The sequence below is a fragment of the Candidatus Thiodiazotropha sp. AKAK3 genome (genome assembly GCF_058244645.1).
Genome location: NZ_JBSYOQ010000029.1, coordinates 24,928 through 39,396 on the forward strand (window position 1 = coordinate 24,928; position 14,469 = coordinate 39,396).

Sequence of the window (14,469 nt, forward strand, 5' to 3'; positions counted from 1 at the left end):
CTCTACTTACCTATTCTGCGCTGCAGGTCGACGATCCAGTTTTCAATCTCTTTATCTTTTGTTCCGGCCAGGGTCTGGTATTGCTGATAGTGTTGCAATGCCAACTTGGGTTTCGCCAGGTAGAGATCATAAAGGATGCCAAGGTTTCTATGCGCTAAATCATAGGCAGGTTGATGCTTCAGCGCTGCTTGATAGGCCTGCTCAGCCTCCGCGAATCTACCCTGCATTCTTAGTGCAACGCCCAGTTGATTGTGAGCAGAAGGACTCCGCTTATCGATCTCCAGAGCGGCTAAGAAAGATTTTTCAGCAGCCTCAGGATTATCCTCACTGAGTTGTATGATACCCAGATTGATGTGGGGGGCAGACTGTTTGGGGTACTGCTTGATCAACGCTTCCAGTTGCGCTTTGGCCTGTTTAACCTTCTTCTTTTCAAACAGCTGATGAGCAGATTGAAGTGCCTGATAGAGTTGCGGATTCTTAGCAGAGTTTGCAGCGGAACTGGTGCTGTTATCTGATCCACTCTGCTGAGTGGTTGTCATGCTGCTACAACCGGTAATCAACAGCATCAGGGTAAGATTACAAAGCAGTGGGCTAATTGAGCGCATCGACCCATACCTCCCATTTTTCCTGCTTTGCGTATCGGCCAGGGATAAGATTGGCAAGTTCAGCAAAACTCTTTTTTACCCATTTGTCATAGATTCCCTGAGGGGTTCTTTCGATATTCGATTGATAGAGCACAATCGCCTTCTCTTCAAAAGGGTAAGCCTGCTCTTCAAGTAGAATGTCATACTGCTCAAGCTCTTCTGCATTCAATCCTTTAGGGCGCTCTGAGGACATCAGTGCCGAGCCGAATTGTTGATAGATTTCACCAATTCTGTGGGTGGCAGCAGTAGTGACTTCTGCCACGCCATACTCGGCTGCTCTCTTATAGGCATTGATTGCAGTCTGCATTTTGCTCTTTTTCGCTTTCAGATTCTTCTCCAACGGTGCCTTCAACTTAACCCGGCGAAACGCCTTGCGTGCCGGTTCGGCCAATTCAACGCTGGCGGTTGCAGCAAGATATCGGCTGCGGTCTGTACGTTGTTTTCCAGCTTTGGCATCGACTTTGACAATCTGTTTCAGCCACCAGTCTCTCTTACCCCATGCGCCAGTCTGTTGATAGAGAGTAACCAGCTTCTGTCTTGCTTCCAAAGCCTGATCAAAGGGTTTAGGAAACTGCTTTACATAGCGTTTATAACTTGTAATAGCCTTACTCTTTTTACCGGCCTTCTCATACAGCTCTGCAGCTTGCCAGCCGGCTTCCCGCTGAATTTCAACATCACCACTCTGTTTGGAGATGACGGTCAATTGCGCCGCGGCTTTGAGTGGCTGCCCGGTCTCCATATAAGCTACAGCCAGTTTACTGTTGACCTCAGGTATCAGCTCGCTTTTGGGATAGCGCTTCTTGTACGACTCGAGGATCTTCACTGAGCCTGCCCAATCTCCCGCAGCGATCATACTTGCAGCAGCATCATATTCAGCTGTGGCGAGAATGGTAGAGGCGGGTGCCAATGCGGCAATTCTCAGAAATTGTTTTGCTGCTCCGCTATGGTCGCCCTGGGTTCTACTGTCAGATCCCTGTTGATAGATGCTGGCGGCCAAACGCTCTTCGAGCTGGCCTCTCTGCTTGCCCTTTTTACTACTTAGAGAGAGGGCTTGCTGATAGGCCTGTTCCGCAGCTGCAAAATCCTTTTGCTCAAAAGCTGCATGAGCCGCAACTGTCCAGGCGGTACGTCGGAGTTTCTTTTCAGCAGGGGGCTTGAGGTTGGCAACTTGTAAAGCGGCGCCTCTTGCACGCCCAAAGTCTTTCAAGTCGAGAAGCTGGTCTGCGGCTTCAGTCAATACTCTGGCGCGGCGGGAGTCATTGGGGAAGGTATCGCAGAATCGCAAAGCACTCTCAACCCCCTTTTTTCTCCAGGCATCACCTGGGTCGCTACTGAGATTCTTCTGTTCAGCAGCATAGGCGAGTAGTGTGGCATAACCGGCTTCAGCCCTTTTATCATGAGTTGGCAGTTTATAGGCGCTCTGTTCATAGGCTACCACTGCATCTGGGTAACTCTTCAACTCAAACAGCAGCTCCCCAAGCAGAAAGCTGATGTTCCCCGCCTTTGGATCGGTAGGAAAGGCGTCAAGATAGAGCCGATACCAGTGGGCCGCTTCACTACCTTGTTTGGCCTGTTCGGCGGTGATCTTTTTGGTCCCCTGTTTACGGCTTCTCTGCGCAAGGGCGTGATGGTATTCAGCCAGCTCTTTGAGGTAGACCCGCAGTTGGTCATTCAGCCAGGACTGATCCTTCTGACCCAGTTTTTTCCAGGCATCACCCGATACGGCGTAGTGTTGGGTGAATGCCTTCTTGCTTTCGATAGCTTTCGCAGGGAATCCGTTTTTCGTATAGATATCTACTACTTCTACTGACAATCGAGGAGATTGAGGGTGGGCGGGGTTGAGATTGACGAAGGCCAAGTAAGCCTCTGCAGCATCCTGAATACGCTCTTGCTTCAAATAGAGGTTTCCCAGCCCCTGATAGATCATATACTCATAGTTTCGGTGGCCATGGCTATTGAAATATTGGCTAATCCTCTGCGCTCCCCCCAGCTCTGAGAAGGTCAGGCTGATGACTCGCAGTGTCTCTTTCAGTAACTCCTGATCAGCGGGGGATAGCTTGCTGGTGTCGACCTCTTCAGTAGTGCTCAGATTTCTGTCAAGCAACTGGGTAAATGAGTCAAGGCCCTGTTCGACTTTGTTCAGCTTAAACAGCGACCAGCCATGCTTAAATAGAGATCGGTCGTAGTATGGGGTATCTGTCTTCTTTTTCAGGATATCGCCATAGGCTCGTTCGGCAGATTTGAATTTCTGCTCGACAAAGAACCGCTCACCCTGTCTGAATCTGGCTTCCTGCCAATATTCACTCTGCGGATACTTGGTGATCATGGTGTTCAGCGTCTGCATCATCGCTGCCATATCACCCTTTAACTCATAGGCTCTGGCCAGCTGGTATAGCACCAAATCGCTGGCGGCATAGTCGGGGTCTTTTTCGATCAATCCGCTGTAGAGTTCGATCGACTGGTTCAGCTCATCACTCGATTGAACCATCTCGTCATCGCTGAGTAACTTGGTTTCACTGCGTTCCAGCTCCAGGTCTGCCAGACGTCGGGTGGCTTCGCTGTGTAGCCGCTGGTCAGGTTTGAGTTTCAGCAAGGCACGATAATTTTCAATTACCTCATCACGTTCGGAAGGTGCAATGGCGCTTTTTTCAATTTTGACCGGTTCGCTCTTAATATCAGCCAGAGTCGCTTCTTGAGGGCCGTTATTTAATATCGGGGAGGAACATCCACTGACAATGGCGAGACTTAAAAGAGATAGGTAGAGTGATGGTTTCACTGCTTAGGTACCCCTCTGTCCGTACTGATGTCGAGTAGACTGGCTACACCGAAACGCGCCTGTATCAGATAGTTATTGACGAGGGTTTTACGCTGTTCCAATCTGGATAGAGCCATCGTCTGAAGTCGATCTGCTTCAGCCCTGCGCAGGGCGGTTACCTGTTTGAGCAGATCGGGAATATCTGCTTGCAAAGTATCTATCCGGTCGGAGAGCGTATTGAAGCGGGTTTCCGCCTGCTGTCGGGCAGCAGCCAGCTCAACCTTTTGCGTTTTTGCGGTTTCAATATTCTGCTTTAAGTCTCCCATCTGTTTTTTCAGATTCCAGAGACGGATCGGATGTTCCGTAACCGTTTTCCAGGTTAGAATGCCCTCCATCAGTCGAGCGATCTCTTTCTGTACCTGAAACTGTTCAGGGGCGCCAGAGTTCGCGATCAGGTCGTCAATACGCTCTAGTCGGGCAATCAATCGCTTTTCATCACCTGTAGCAAGAATAAACGCAGGCTCCGCATCAGAGGCAGCCAATTCATATTTTTTGTCCAATTTACTCTGTTCTACCGCCATTTTTTTCATCTTGTCGCCTTTAAGAAAGGCTTCAACCTTGGGCAGTTTCTGATCATAGGCCTGCTGTTGATTCTCCAACATGGTCAGATAGGCTTTAACCTTCTCCTGCCACTCCTGCAGGTTGTTCTCAAGAGCAAGCAGATCCTGGTAGTCCTGGAATCCTTCCTGAAACAGGTTACCTGTGAGCAGGAAGGGCAGCAGGGTACGCAAACGGCTATCGCTGCTCTCTTCTGTTTCGCTCTCTTTGCTGATAATCAGGCTGTCGGGAAAGCCACCTTGATTTATCTGCTGAATGATCTGCTCCACTGAACTCAATGCCTGATCATAGGTGCCGATTGCATCCTGATAGGCGTCCAGTGATTGTTGTTCCGCTTCTAGCAGGGCCAGAACGTAGGGGATTGCCAGCTTGGCTTCCAATACTGCAGGATCACTGGGGTTTCGTTGAGCCAGCATTTGCCAAGGGGTGAGGGCCTGCTCACGATCTCCCATCTGAAGAGAAGCCCAGCCCAGTCCAAGCAGGGCCTGGTTACTTGCAGAGCCTTTTATTCGTACTTTCTGCAGTGACGCTTGGGCGGAATCTGACTGCTGTGTCTCCAATAGCAGATAGCCCAGGGTGAGATTTGCTCTGTCTCGAATCGCTTTGGCTTCTTCGTTATCCTCATCGGAGTGACCGTCGCCAATGGATTTGAAGATTTCCAGGGCCTCGGCGGTCTGCTCATTTCGCAGTAGTGCCAATGCCTGATTAAAGCGGCCATAAAGGGTCCAGTCACTCTCCCCAGAGATATCTGAAAGGGATTCAAGTGCCTGACCATGGTCATTTTGCTCAAGTGCAATCAAGCCTTCCAGGTGCTGTTTTTCATCCTTGGCATCGGCTATCTGTTCATTTCCTATCTGACCCAGTGCCTTGGTGGCCGCCTTGTCCTCACCTCTGCGGTATCGGGATTTACCCAGCTGCAACCAGGCCTTGTTTTGTATTTCAGGGGTAGCGGTATTACTCAATACGCGATTGAACAGGTTCTCTGCCGTGTCGGGCATGCCATAGGCCAGATAGAGTCCACCCAGCAAGAGTTCCGGCTCATCGGCATAGGCCTTCATCAGCCCCTGTTTTCTCGCAGAGAGTAGTCGAATGATGGCTGGAAAATACTCTTTTTGATAGAGATGGAAGAGTGCCTCACCATAGTGTAAGTCACGTAATGCCTGCGGTTCGCCAGCACGTATCTCCGCTGTTGCGGAGAGTGGGAGAGCGAGACAGGTCGTGAGGAGCAGGCGGGGAATCAAGCCGGTTTGCACCTATATCACTCCCACTCCCGGATTTCGAAATCCGGCTGTTGCAGGGCGGCACTGTCGACGATCTTCAACTCCAGGTATTTCGGCCCTATGCCTTTGTCAAAGCTGACTGTTGCGCCCCGTTTGTAGTCTCGGCCTTTGGGGCCGACACCGGTAAAGAATGCGACCAGTTCGTGGCTGCCCGCTTTGAGGTTGCCCAGATAGATGCGCTGTACACCACCCCGTTGCAGTGCTTTTAATTCCCGTTCTGTATAGAGGTGGTTGGTCAACTCCTTATTATCAATCTGAAGCTGAACTGAGTCGAGCTTAAAGTAGGTGCCTATGTCCAGTGAGAGAAACACTGAGACTTGGGTATTACCCGGAAACAGAAGCTCCTCTTCAAGTATGAAAAGCTCACGGTTGAGTTCGATCACAGCCTTTTTCAAGCTCTCGACCTGCTTGTCCAGTCCCTTATCGCCCTCGGTTTGCCCATCAGCGGCCCACAGGGGGAAGCTCAGGCAGAACAGGAGGAGAAATGTATAGCGGATTAAGATCTTCAAGATGACGTTTCCCGAGTCGTGAATATAACTGTGTTATGAAGAAACAAATCTATATGAATTAGTGTGTTGCGTTTGCGATCATAGTCACAGGTTGATCTAAGGAGTTGGTAAAAAATGCCCAAATGCAGAGATCATAGGTGATGATAAGTGTTATCGCTACGAATTCCTATTGTTCAGGGTTTGCTTCCTCCAGTAACTACCTTTCGGTCATACCTCATTAATATTGAGCTTGGTTATGAGAACCAATCAGTATTTTCGAGATTAAAGCCGAGTCTACCACCGTGTCTCATAAAAATAATTGATATCAATGTGACGCTAAGCGACTAGCCGCGCTCCCCATGGAGAAGCATACCCTTTCCACTGAATATTAAGGAGCCAGCGGAGAAGTTGGTTTCGGTATCTTGCTGCCAAATTACGCCGATTCCGAGTTGCGGATCATTATGATCAGCTTGCTGATAAGTAGGTTTAAGCACCTTAAACCTGGAAAAACGATCTGACCGCTCCATTCTAATCACAGGTCCCTGATATTTAAGAAAATTACTTCGATCTATATGGTCACCGATTGGAACAATAACACTACAGCAGGAATTGCACACTTCACACTCTCCAGCCGATCTTTTTAGGTTAAAGCAAGAGATTTTGATTGGCAATCTGTTCAGCAGACTTATCCAGAGCGTCGTAAACTGAATTTATTACAAAACCCAGGGTCATAGCAGTGACTGAATATAGGGTATATATAGTAATATATACAGCGCAGTAACCACTGAACAAGAACAAAATCACTCTCTATCAAACTCTATTTTGATGGACTCAACTGCCGTTTCTTAGTTTTTCATGCACAAAAAATGTCACCGTAATGGATCCTTCACAGGATTTATCGATTATTTCATCAGTTTCAGTATTCTCGGGCTACTGCCAGGGTTGCTGCTCTGTTCTTCGGCAGCGCTGGGTTACTCCACTCAGCCTGAGCCTTTCCCTGTGCGTAACATGAACCCCTTTACCCTATTGCATGGCTTACCAGTCGCAACTTCGTCAGATCTTCTTGAAGATAAGGTCTCCAGCCTGCGTATTCAGTGGGATATTGCGAATACATCAATGGAGGCAGTTACCGAGAATGGACAGGTAACACTCGATGGTGAGACCAACCGGGTTGCATTGACCTGGAAACGGGGGCTGGGCTCAGGCTGGCAAATAGGGGTAGAGGTGCCCTATCTTTCCCATCGAGGCGGGGGGTTGGATAGCCTCATAGAGAACTGGCACGACCTGTTCGGATTTTCCAATTCAGACAGGGATGACTGGAATCAGAATCGACTGCGCTATCTCTATATCAAAGATGGTGAAACCAAAGTCTCTGTTACCGAAGAGAGCAGAGGTATTGGTGATATTCAGTTACTGCTTTCCCGTGGACTATCCTTGGCCAACGAAGAGCAAAGTGCATCATTTCATTTCAGTGTGAAGTTGCCGACTGGTGATGAAGAGTCACTACTGGGTAGTGGGGCGCCAGATATGGCCGTCTGGTTAAGTGGTTCGGATCGAAGAATAGTTGAGCAGTGGCCTATAGGGGGTTACGGACAGATCGGCATTTTACTCATGGGAAAAGCCGAAATCCTCGAACAAGAGCAACGAGAGTTCGCTCTCTTTAGCACCCTGGGCGCCAGTTGGCGAGTCTACGACTGGCTCGATCTAAAACTACAATTTGATGCGCATACACCATTCTATAAAAGCAGGTTTGATCAACTGGGTGGTTCCGCTGTGATGTTTACCTTTGGTGGCACGATTCCATTCAAGGATGGCAGTCAGATCGATCTCTCTTTGGGAGAGAACATGACCACAGACATGGTGCCGGATTTGATTATCAATCTCGGTTACAAAGCGCAGTTTTGAAAATGGGGTCAGTGTTAGTGTCGATTAGTTAAACTGTAAGCCACATTTATAATGTGGGCTTCTCTCCAAATCGTGTGGGTAGGTTAGCGTAGACGCCTATAAGAGATAAAGATCTATAAGCCGAGATATTAGGCAACAAGACTCCGTCCAAAAAATACCCTTTTCAAGATCAAACCGGTTTAGTTCGCCTTCTGTAATCGTCAAAGGGATAAGATCAAATATATTGGTAAGCGCAACAGTGTTAAATATACGGCTATAACGCTTTTAATATTACTGCTAGATAAAACATGCCGCTGGAGAAATGTGAAAAGAATCACGTTTAGTGCGGTCGAACCAAAGTGACCAGTATGCAGAATCAATAATATTACATTGTTTAATCTGTATTTAATGAACACGTATACAAATAATTTTCATAGAGATGACAAATAGCTATGATTGAACAGTGCTTGTAATTATCTGTTTTATTAGCAATTCTTTTCATAAAGCACAATGGAATTAGATTCTTGTCCATTGAGAATGAGCATCATATAATCAGATTACTCTTCAAGACTACCTGGCGAGGATCAAAGGATAGAACAATAAACCACGGATAGGTGTTAACCCTAGCTAGGGCAATTCCCGATTTTCCAACACCCCCGTATCGCATAAATTAGAGTCGTCATCTGAATGAACTGGGTGGCAATCGAAAGGTGGTTGGCATGGAAGCTAATTCGATGCCACTGAGTTTATAAATTAATTCAAATATTTGTATTTTTTTAGGAGATATTGAAATGGGATTTCTCAGCAGTGTAGGTGGAATGGTCGGTGGTGTCGTTGGTGGTATGTTCGGCGGCCCAATTGGTTCACAGGTTGGTAGTCAAGTCGGTGCTGGTCTTGGTGGTATGCTGGAGAATTTGATTGGCCAGCATGGCCAGCCAAATGTTCAGAGCGCGATGAACAACAACATGATGGGGTCTCTGAGCGGTCAACTGAGTCAGGCGATTCAGTGTCATCCTGGTATCCCTCAGTTTGCCAGAGATGAAATGTGTCAGGCTTTGGACGGTGCCCGTCAGAGTTGTCCAGCAGAACCAACCCCACCAGGTTGTCAGCAGGATACTGACGATGCGATGAGTGGTTTGATCGATAAGATTGTCGATAAAGTTGTTGACATGATCATGGAACAACTTAAGGGTGGTGGATGTGAGTCTGGCGGCTCTATTGAAGACATGATTCATCAGGCGATTGAAGATGTAGTTCGCGAGAAGATCGATGGCGGTAGTGATGGTAATTCTGCAACTGCAGAGCCCGATGCTGGTAATGGTAGTAATTGCACTCGGACTGAAGGCAATGGTTCTGGATCAAACTGGGTAGACGATTTTATTTCGAAAGAAGGGGATCGAGTTGCTCAGGACTCTTGCAAATCAGAAAAGCAGAAAGAAGAAAAGGGTTCAAAGGGTTGCACTAACTGGCTTGTCGCATTGGCAGATGCCATGGCGGAGGTTCAAAACAAGTTCTTGTCTGCAGCCATGGCAAATCAGAAAACCATGGAGGAAAATTCTCCTGACTCAGAGTCTACAGACCAGAGCGGAGAGGATGAGAAACGTAAAGAGTTTATGAAAGCACAATCTCAATTCTCCGCAAATATGCAGATGTTCAACCAAACTGCAACCATGACTGCAACCACCCTTAAAACCATAGGTGAAGCGCTTGCCGCTATTTCACGTAAGCAATAGTAGTATTTAGGTTGCAAAAAGTTACCGGAGATCCCTCTCATATGGGGTTTCCGGTTTTTGCGTTCATCTTTAATGTTCGGAGAGTTGGTAATGTCAGGCAAAGTAGGATTGATGTTTATCTGCACAGTTTTGACCTTTATCCTGTCTTGCGGTGGAGGTGGTGGTGGAGGTGATAACAACCCTAGTGGTACGACAGAAAATGGGGACTCAGCTGATATTCTAAATTCAGAGATAGAAGGCAAGTTTTTTATCAATGGTAGTAATCAGGGAAGACCACTAATAATGGATGCTAGAACTGGTACTTACTCGGAAATACCCAACTCTCATTGGACAACACATGATGATCGATTTGCACCCAACGCCCTTAAATATACTTATGCTCCTAGGCCCATTCGAAATAACAATACGATGTTTATGATACTTGCCAAACATGGAAATGACTCATACGTAGCTATGCAAGATATCAATGGTAACTTCTTCGATCAGACCTTACATCTCCGTGAAGAGATCGTTACAGCCTCAGTTTCTCCTGACTTAAGATATATTGCACTGTCCAGGCACTTTCGTGCCAACTCCACTGAATGGTTTGAGATATTTACATGGGACGGCACCTTGGTCGACGATCGAGAAATGGGCGCAAGGTTGTTTCATTGGTTAGATGACAATCGCATTCTATATGCCGAAAATAGAACATTATATTTTACAAAGGGTGTCTCAACCGAAGTAGATTATAGGTTAACATTACCAGATACAGGATTACAGGCAGGACATATAGATACGTTTGAGGTAAGCCCAGATGGATCGCAGATCGCTTTCACCATTGCAGAGGCTACTAACACATATGGAAGCGATTTAACCAATTCCAGGTTATATATTATGAATATAGACGGTTCGAATATTCGCTTGGTCGCAACAACCTACGACGATAAGGACCCTAGGCTGACTTTTCCAAAATGGTCGCCTGATGGGCGATGGTTGTATGTAGAAGAAGGATATAATGTTGAAGACCTAAGTCCAGGTGAAATCCCGCATATTGGCACGGATCTTGTCAACGATATGTATTTGGTACCTACCGAGAATCTAGGTAAGGTATTCATACTCAATACCGATGATTCAAAACGATCTCCTGAAGTCAGAAGGTTTTGGAGGTCTAATACCATGAAAAATGAACCCGGTGGTATAACAAATAAATCGAGCTTAACGGCTAGTTTTTACTGGTTAAAACCATAGCAGCGGTGTCCTGTTTGCAGCTATGAACAGCCGATTTGTTTAACTTCGGCAGCTGTTTCCTCAACGGATTTGTGATATTAACATGGCCCGGATTCAGTTCACTATAATGAAGTATATTTCGGGACAGTCAGTGCGCCGAGCTAAATCGGCAAAAGATTGGCGGTGAAAGCCCGCTACTTGGTAAGGATTAGCGATCCGCCAAGACCCCGAATCATGGGCCGAAATCCGTAAGGGCAAGGTTAAGCGTTGACAGGGGAAAGCATAGGCTCAGTATAGAGCTCCGAAAACAAGATCGAGAGTGCCGACCTCGTTGACTGATAGGGAAGGCAACACAGCTTTATCGCGTAACTGCGAGGGATAAGGCTGACTCTCCGGAGTCGTAGACCTGGTGCATGTGCCGATGTCTTTTGTGCGGAACTCGGGAGGTCCTGTCTATCACTGAGGATAGTGTCGATAGAGGAAAGCGAATAGCATAAGCTCTAGCGGCTAAGTGGGCAGGAAGTCAGACAAGGTAATAGTAGCGAAGAAGCAGGTGAACAAGGCTGGGTGAGATTCCCAGAGTCGGAGCCAGTGGAGCGAAGTGCCTTGGCATCAAAGAATACTCTAAATGCTCCTGGCGCTAGGACTCAGCGCTTGGCATAAACCAGAGAAAGTAAGGAAGTATACGCAGCGAGCTGCCAGTTAACCTGATATGTCTTTTGCCTTATAGGATGTAAGCATTAGCCATCAATCGGTTACCACAGGAGCTGACTGACGTTAGATTTGATGCTGGAGCCGTATGCGTTAGTAGCGCACGTACGGATCTGCGCCGGGGGTCTGTCGAACTAACCATAGGTTCAGTGCGGCAGGGCTCTACGGCGATCCGTTATTTTCATCAGATTACTCTTCAAAACTACCTGGCGAGGATCAAAGGATAGAACAATAAACCACGGATAGGTGTTAACCCTAGCTAGGGCAATTCCCGATTTTCCAACACCCTCGTATCGCATAGATTAGAGTCGTCATCTGAATGAACTGGATGGCAACCGAAAGTATGCAGGCATGGAAGCTAATGTGATGACGCTGAGTTCAAATAAGTTATAAATATTTATGATTTTTATGGAGAAATTGAAATAAGGATTTAAGTAGAGTTGGTGGAATGGTCGGTGGCGTTGTTGGTGGCATGTTTGGTGGGCCCATGGGCGCACAGCTTGGCTCACAAATTGGCAGCGGTATTGGCGGTATGCTTGAAGGCCTGATTTCAAATCATGGCCAGTCTAATGTTCAGGGCGCGATGAACAATAATATGCTGGGATCGCTCGTTGGTCAATTGGGACAGGCAATTCAGAATGCACCTGGTATCCCTCAGTTTGCCAGAGATGAAATGTGCCAGGCTTTGAATGATGTTCAGCAGAGCTGCCCAGCAGAGCCTACACCTCCAGGTTGTCAGCAGGATACTGACGATTCAATGAGCGGCTTGATCGATAAGATCGTTGATAAAGTTGTCGATCAGATTATGGAGAAGCTTCAGGGTGGCGGTTGTGAGTCTGGTGGTGATCTTCAAGACATGGTTCGTCAGGCGATTGAAGATGTGGTTCGTGAGCAGATTGGTGGTGGTGATGAGGATGGTGGTTGTGCTGCTAATGGTGGTGCTGCTGAGTCTGGCCCGGCAGCGACCGGTGGTGCGGCGGCTGATGATTCTTCGGATGTCAGCAACTCGTCTGATCCTCGTGACTCACTACTAAACCAATGCGCTGAAGATGAAGAAGCAGCTAAGTCATCACAGAAAGGGTCTGGTAGTTGGCTTGTTGCATTGGCTAAGGCCATGGGTGAGATGACAGGTAAACATCTTGAAAATATGATGCAAGCCCAAGCAGATATGGAGGCATCTGACGATATAAAAGACACTGAAAAGTATAAAAATGCATCTAAAGAAGAAAAGCAACAGATGGATCAAAAAGCTGGTAGTGCTTTCACAGAGGCCCAAGCTGTATTCCAAGCAGAATCGAAATTATTCTCCATGTGTTCTGAGGCAACATCTACTGTTTTGAAATCTATTGGTGAAGGTCTCTCATCAATGGCAAGAAAGCAATAATAAAGTACTTATTTTCAATATTGAATACCAGGCATCGGAAGGTGTCTGGTATTTGTGTTTATTTAATTACTGATTCTTTCATACTTAATAAATTTAGTTATGAGTTAGTCATATGCCTAATCCAAAATCTATCACGAAGGAACTAATTTTACTCATTTTATTATCAGTGTTGCTCAATGCCTGTGGCGGTGGTGGTGGCAGTGGTGATGATAACGGAGGAAGTGATGGCGATGGTGAAAATCCTCCGCCGATCAGCGGAAACATAAATGGAGGGCTCACTGGTCGAATTTTGATGACTGATGGATGGATTATAGACATACCAACAGGAAAGAGTAAGAGAATTCCTGGGGTTGTGTGGGACGACTACTGCTACGAAGAGAATTTTAACGAAGATCCTAATAACGATTTTTTCTGCACTCTGAGTAATCCAGAAATAGAACGCAATAGCTATACTTCTTATTATGGGACTCCAAACCTTAGTGACGATGAATATCTATTAACAGTTTCTACTTGTGATTATGGACGCGGCACTATTGCTGACAGCGACTGCCTTGAAATACGTAGTCTTGAGACAGGTGAACTAATTGGAGAGCGCCTAATTAGAGAGGTAGAAATAAATAAAGGTGCAAAATATTCTAGAGATGGTCGATACTACGCATTTACACACGATGATGGTGAGCATGCATCTTCACTTACTTCTTTTACAATTAACAATAAATATCACGAAGAAATCACCAGCATTACAATGCAACAGAACGATTCGATGCCTTTTGATTGGGGTCCATCTGGCGAAATAGTGCTTGCTTATAATGGTGTATTGTATCTAACACCCCCCTATAGTTTGGATGGAATAAATATATTCAATTTAAGAGACCATCCAGAGCTAACGTCGCCTACCCCTGATTCAGGACAAGTTCCAGTGATAGGAATAGCTGGATCTTTGAAAGTAAGCCCGGACGGTTCGAAAATAGCGTTCCTGCTATATGAAGATGGTGATAACCTTGCTATATCACCTAAGTCTCCATGGATTATGAATATCGATGGTACTGATTTGCATAGGTTAGCTCATGCAGATGAATTGAGTCGTACTCATAATCTATTTGACAATCTGGCATGGTCACCAGATGGTACGCATATTTTGATTTCTGAAGAGAAGCCCTATGCACCTGGGACTATAGATGGAGGATATGGAGCAGGTTATTTGTACGCATTACCGTCCGATAGCCGTGATGTGGAGTTAAATAAAGAAGGTAATGACGGTGTCATAGTGATAAAAACAAACTATAAGGTGGATGATCAAGAAGTATTAGACATTTTTCGTGGTGGTAACGGGTTTTGGTGGTTACCTTAACTGGCTCTAATCTTAAAAGATAAAATAACAGGCGTATCATTAAAATCACTTGGTGAAAAAAATATATATATTTCGGGACAGTCACCGTTTTAATATAGAATTAGACCCGAGAGAGAAGCACCCGATATTAGTATATGCAGCTGTATTTAGTCTTGAAGTAATAGATATTGATTATAAAAATTCACGCTCAAACCAGCGATTGACTGCGGGATGGAATTGATAGGTTGACATCTCGTCATCATATTCCATGAGAACAATAAGCGCTTATCCTGTAAGTTCACCCACAAATTTTCAGATTCTAAGTTGATGTATGGGTAATCCCTAGTAGCCAGCTATGAGTTCAGTGGGATAAGGTCGGGTATAAACCGAAAGTAGCGGAGGGACCCGTGACCACACCTAATCTATTCACAAG

9 protein-coding genes are annotated in these 14,469 nt (G+C 46.3%); 5 read left to right on the forward strand and 4 right to left on the reverse strand.

Going from position 1 to position 14,469, the window contains the following annotated elements; all coding sequences use genetic code 11:
* Positions 1–2: 2 nt before the first annotated feature.
* Genes AC4IE7_RS05180 through AC4IE7_RS05195 form a run of 4 tightly spaced genes read right to left on the reverse strand, consistent with a single transcriptional unit; the run spans position 3 to position 5,806 of the window.
* The gene (locus AC4IE7_RS05180) at positions 3–605 is read right to left on the reverse strand and encodes a tetratricopeptide repeat protein (RefSeq protein WP_490775747.1); all 603 of its coding nucleotides are present in this window, start codon (positions 603–605) and stop codon (positions 3–5) included.
* Positions 592–3,420, reverse strand: a complete 2,829-nt coding sequence (locus tag AC4IE7_RS05185; RefSeq protein WP_490775748.1) for a tetratricopeptide repeat protein — start codon at positions 3,418–3,420, stop codon at positions 592–594. Before AC4IE7_RS05185 ends, AC4IE7_RS05180 begins: the two co-directional genes overlap by 14 nt.
* Positions 3,417–5,270, reverse strand: a complete 1,854-nt coding sequence (locus AC4IE7_RS05190) for a tetratricopeptide repeat protein (RefSeq protein WP_490775749.1) — start codon at positions 5,268–5,270, stop codon at positions 3,417–3,419. The genes AC4IE7_RS05185 and AC4IE7_RS05190 overlap by 4 nt, the downstream gene beginning before the upstream one ends.
* Positions 5,271–5,275: 5 nt before the next feature.
* Positions 5,276–5,806: an AraC family transcriptional regulator gene (locus AC4IE7_RS05195; protein ID WP_490775750.1), complete on the reverse strand. Its 531-nt coding sequence runs from the start codon at positions 5,804–5,806 to the stop codon at positions 5,276–5,278.
* Positions 5,807–6,640: 834 nt separating this feature from the next.
* Between AC4IE7_RS05195 and AC4IE7_RS05200 the strand changes: the two genes are divergently transcribed.
* The 5 genes from AC4IE7_RS05200 (at position 6,641) to AC4IE7_RS05220 (ending at position 14,057) form a co-directional block, all read left to right on the forward strand.
* A complete protein-coding gene (locus AC4IE7_RS05200) occupies positions 6,641–7,690 on the forward strand; it encodes a DUF3187 family protein (protein WP_490775751.1) in 1,050 nt (349 codons plus the stop codon).
* A 770-nt stretch (positions 7,691–8,460) separates the two neighbouring features.
* Positions 8,461–9,402 (forward strand): hypothetical protein, encoded by a 942-nt coding sequence (locus AC4IE7_RS05205; protein WP_490775752.1) that lies wholly within the window; start codon positions 8,461–8,463, stop codon positions 9,400–9,402.
* 90 nt (positions 9,403–9,492) lie between these two features.
* Positions 9,493–10,632 (forward strand): TolB family protein, encoded by a 1,140-nt coding sequence (locus tag AC4IE7_RS05210; RefSeq protein WP_490775753.1) that lies wholly within the window; start codon positions 9,493–9,495, stop codon positions 10,630–10,632.
* 1,138 nt (positions 10,633–11,770) lie between these two features.
* Entirely contained in the window at positions 11,771–12,706 is a 936-nt protein-coding gene (locus AC4IE7_RS05215; RefSeq protein WP_490775754.1) for a hypothetical protein, read from the forward strand.
* 112 nt (positions 12,707–12,818) lie between these two features.
* Positions 12,819–14,057 carry a TolB family protein gene (locus tag AC4IE7_RS05220; protein WP_490775755.1) on the forward strand — a complete coding sequence of 413 codons (1,239 nt, stop codon included), beginning with the start codon at positions 12,819–12,821 and terminating at the stop codon, positions 14,055–14,057.
* Positions 14,058–14,469: the final 412 nt, after the last annotated feature.

Bases quoted from the DNA above. Each gene is read 5' to 3' on its own strand.
- AC4IE7_RS05210 (WP_490775753.1), top strand. From the start codon at position 9,493: ATGTCAGGCAAAGTAGGATTGATGTTTATCTGCACAGTTTTGACCTTT.
- AC4IE7_RS05200 (WP_490775751.1), top strand. From the start codon at position 6,641: ATGCACAAAAAATGTCACCGTAATGGATCCTTCACAGGATTTATCGAT.
- AC4IE7_RS05220 (WP_490775755.1), top strand. From the start codon at position 12,819: ATGCCTAATCCAAAATCTATCACGAAGGAACTAATTTTACTCATTTTA.
- AC4IE7_RS05215 (WP_490775754.1), top strand. From the start codon at position 11,771: ATGGTCGGTGGCGTTGTTGGTGGCATGTTTGGTGGGCCCATGGGCGCA.
- AC4IE7_RS05180 (WP_490775747.1), bottom strand. From the start codon at position 605: ATGCGCTCAATTAGCCCACTGCTTTGTAATCTTACCCTGATGCTGTTG.
- AC4IE7_RS05205 (WP_490775752.1), top strand. From the start codon at position 8,461: ATGGGATTTCTCAGCAGTGTAGGTGGAATGGTCGGTGGTGTCGTTGGT.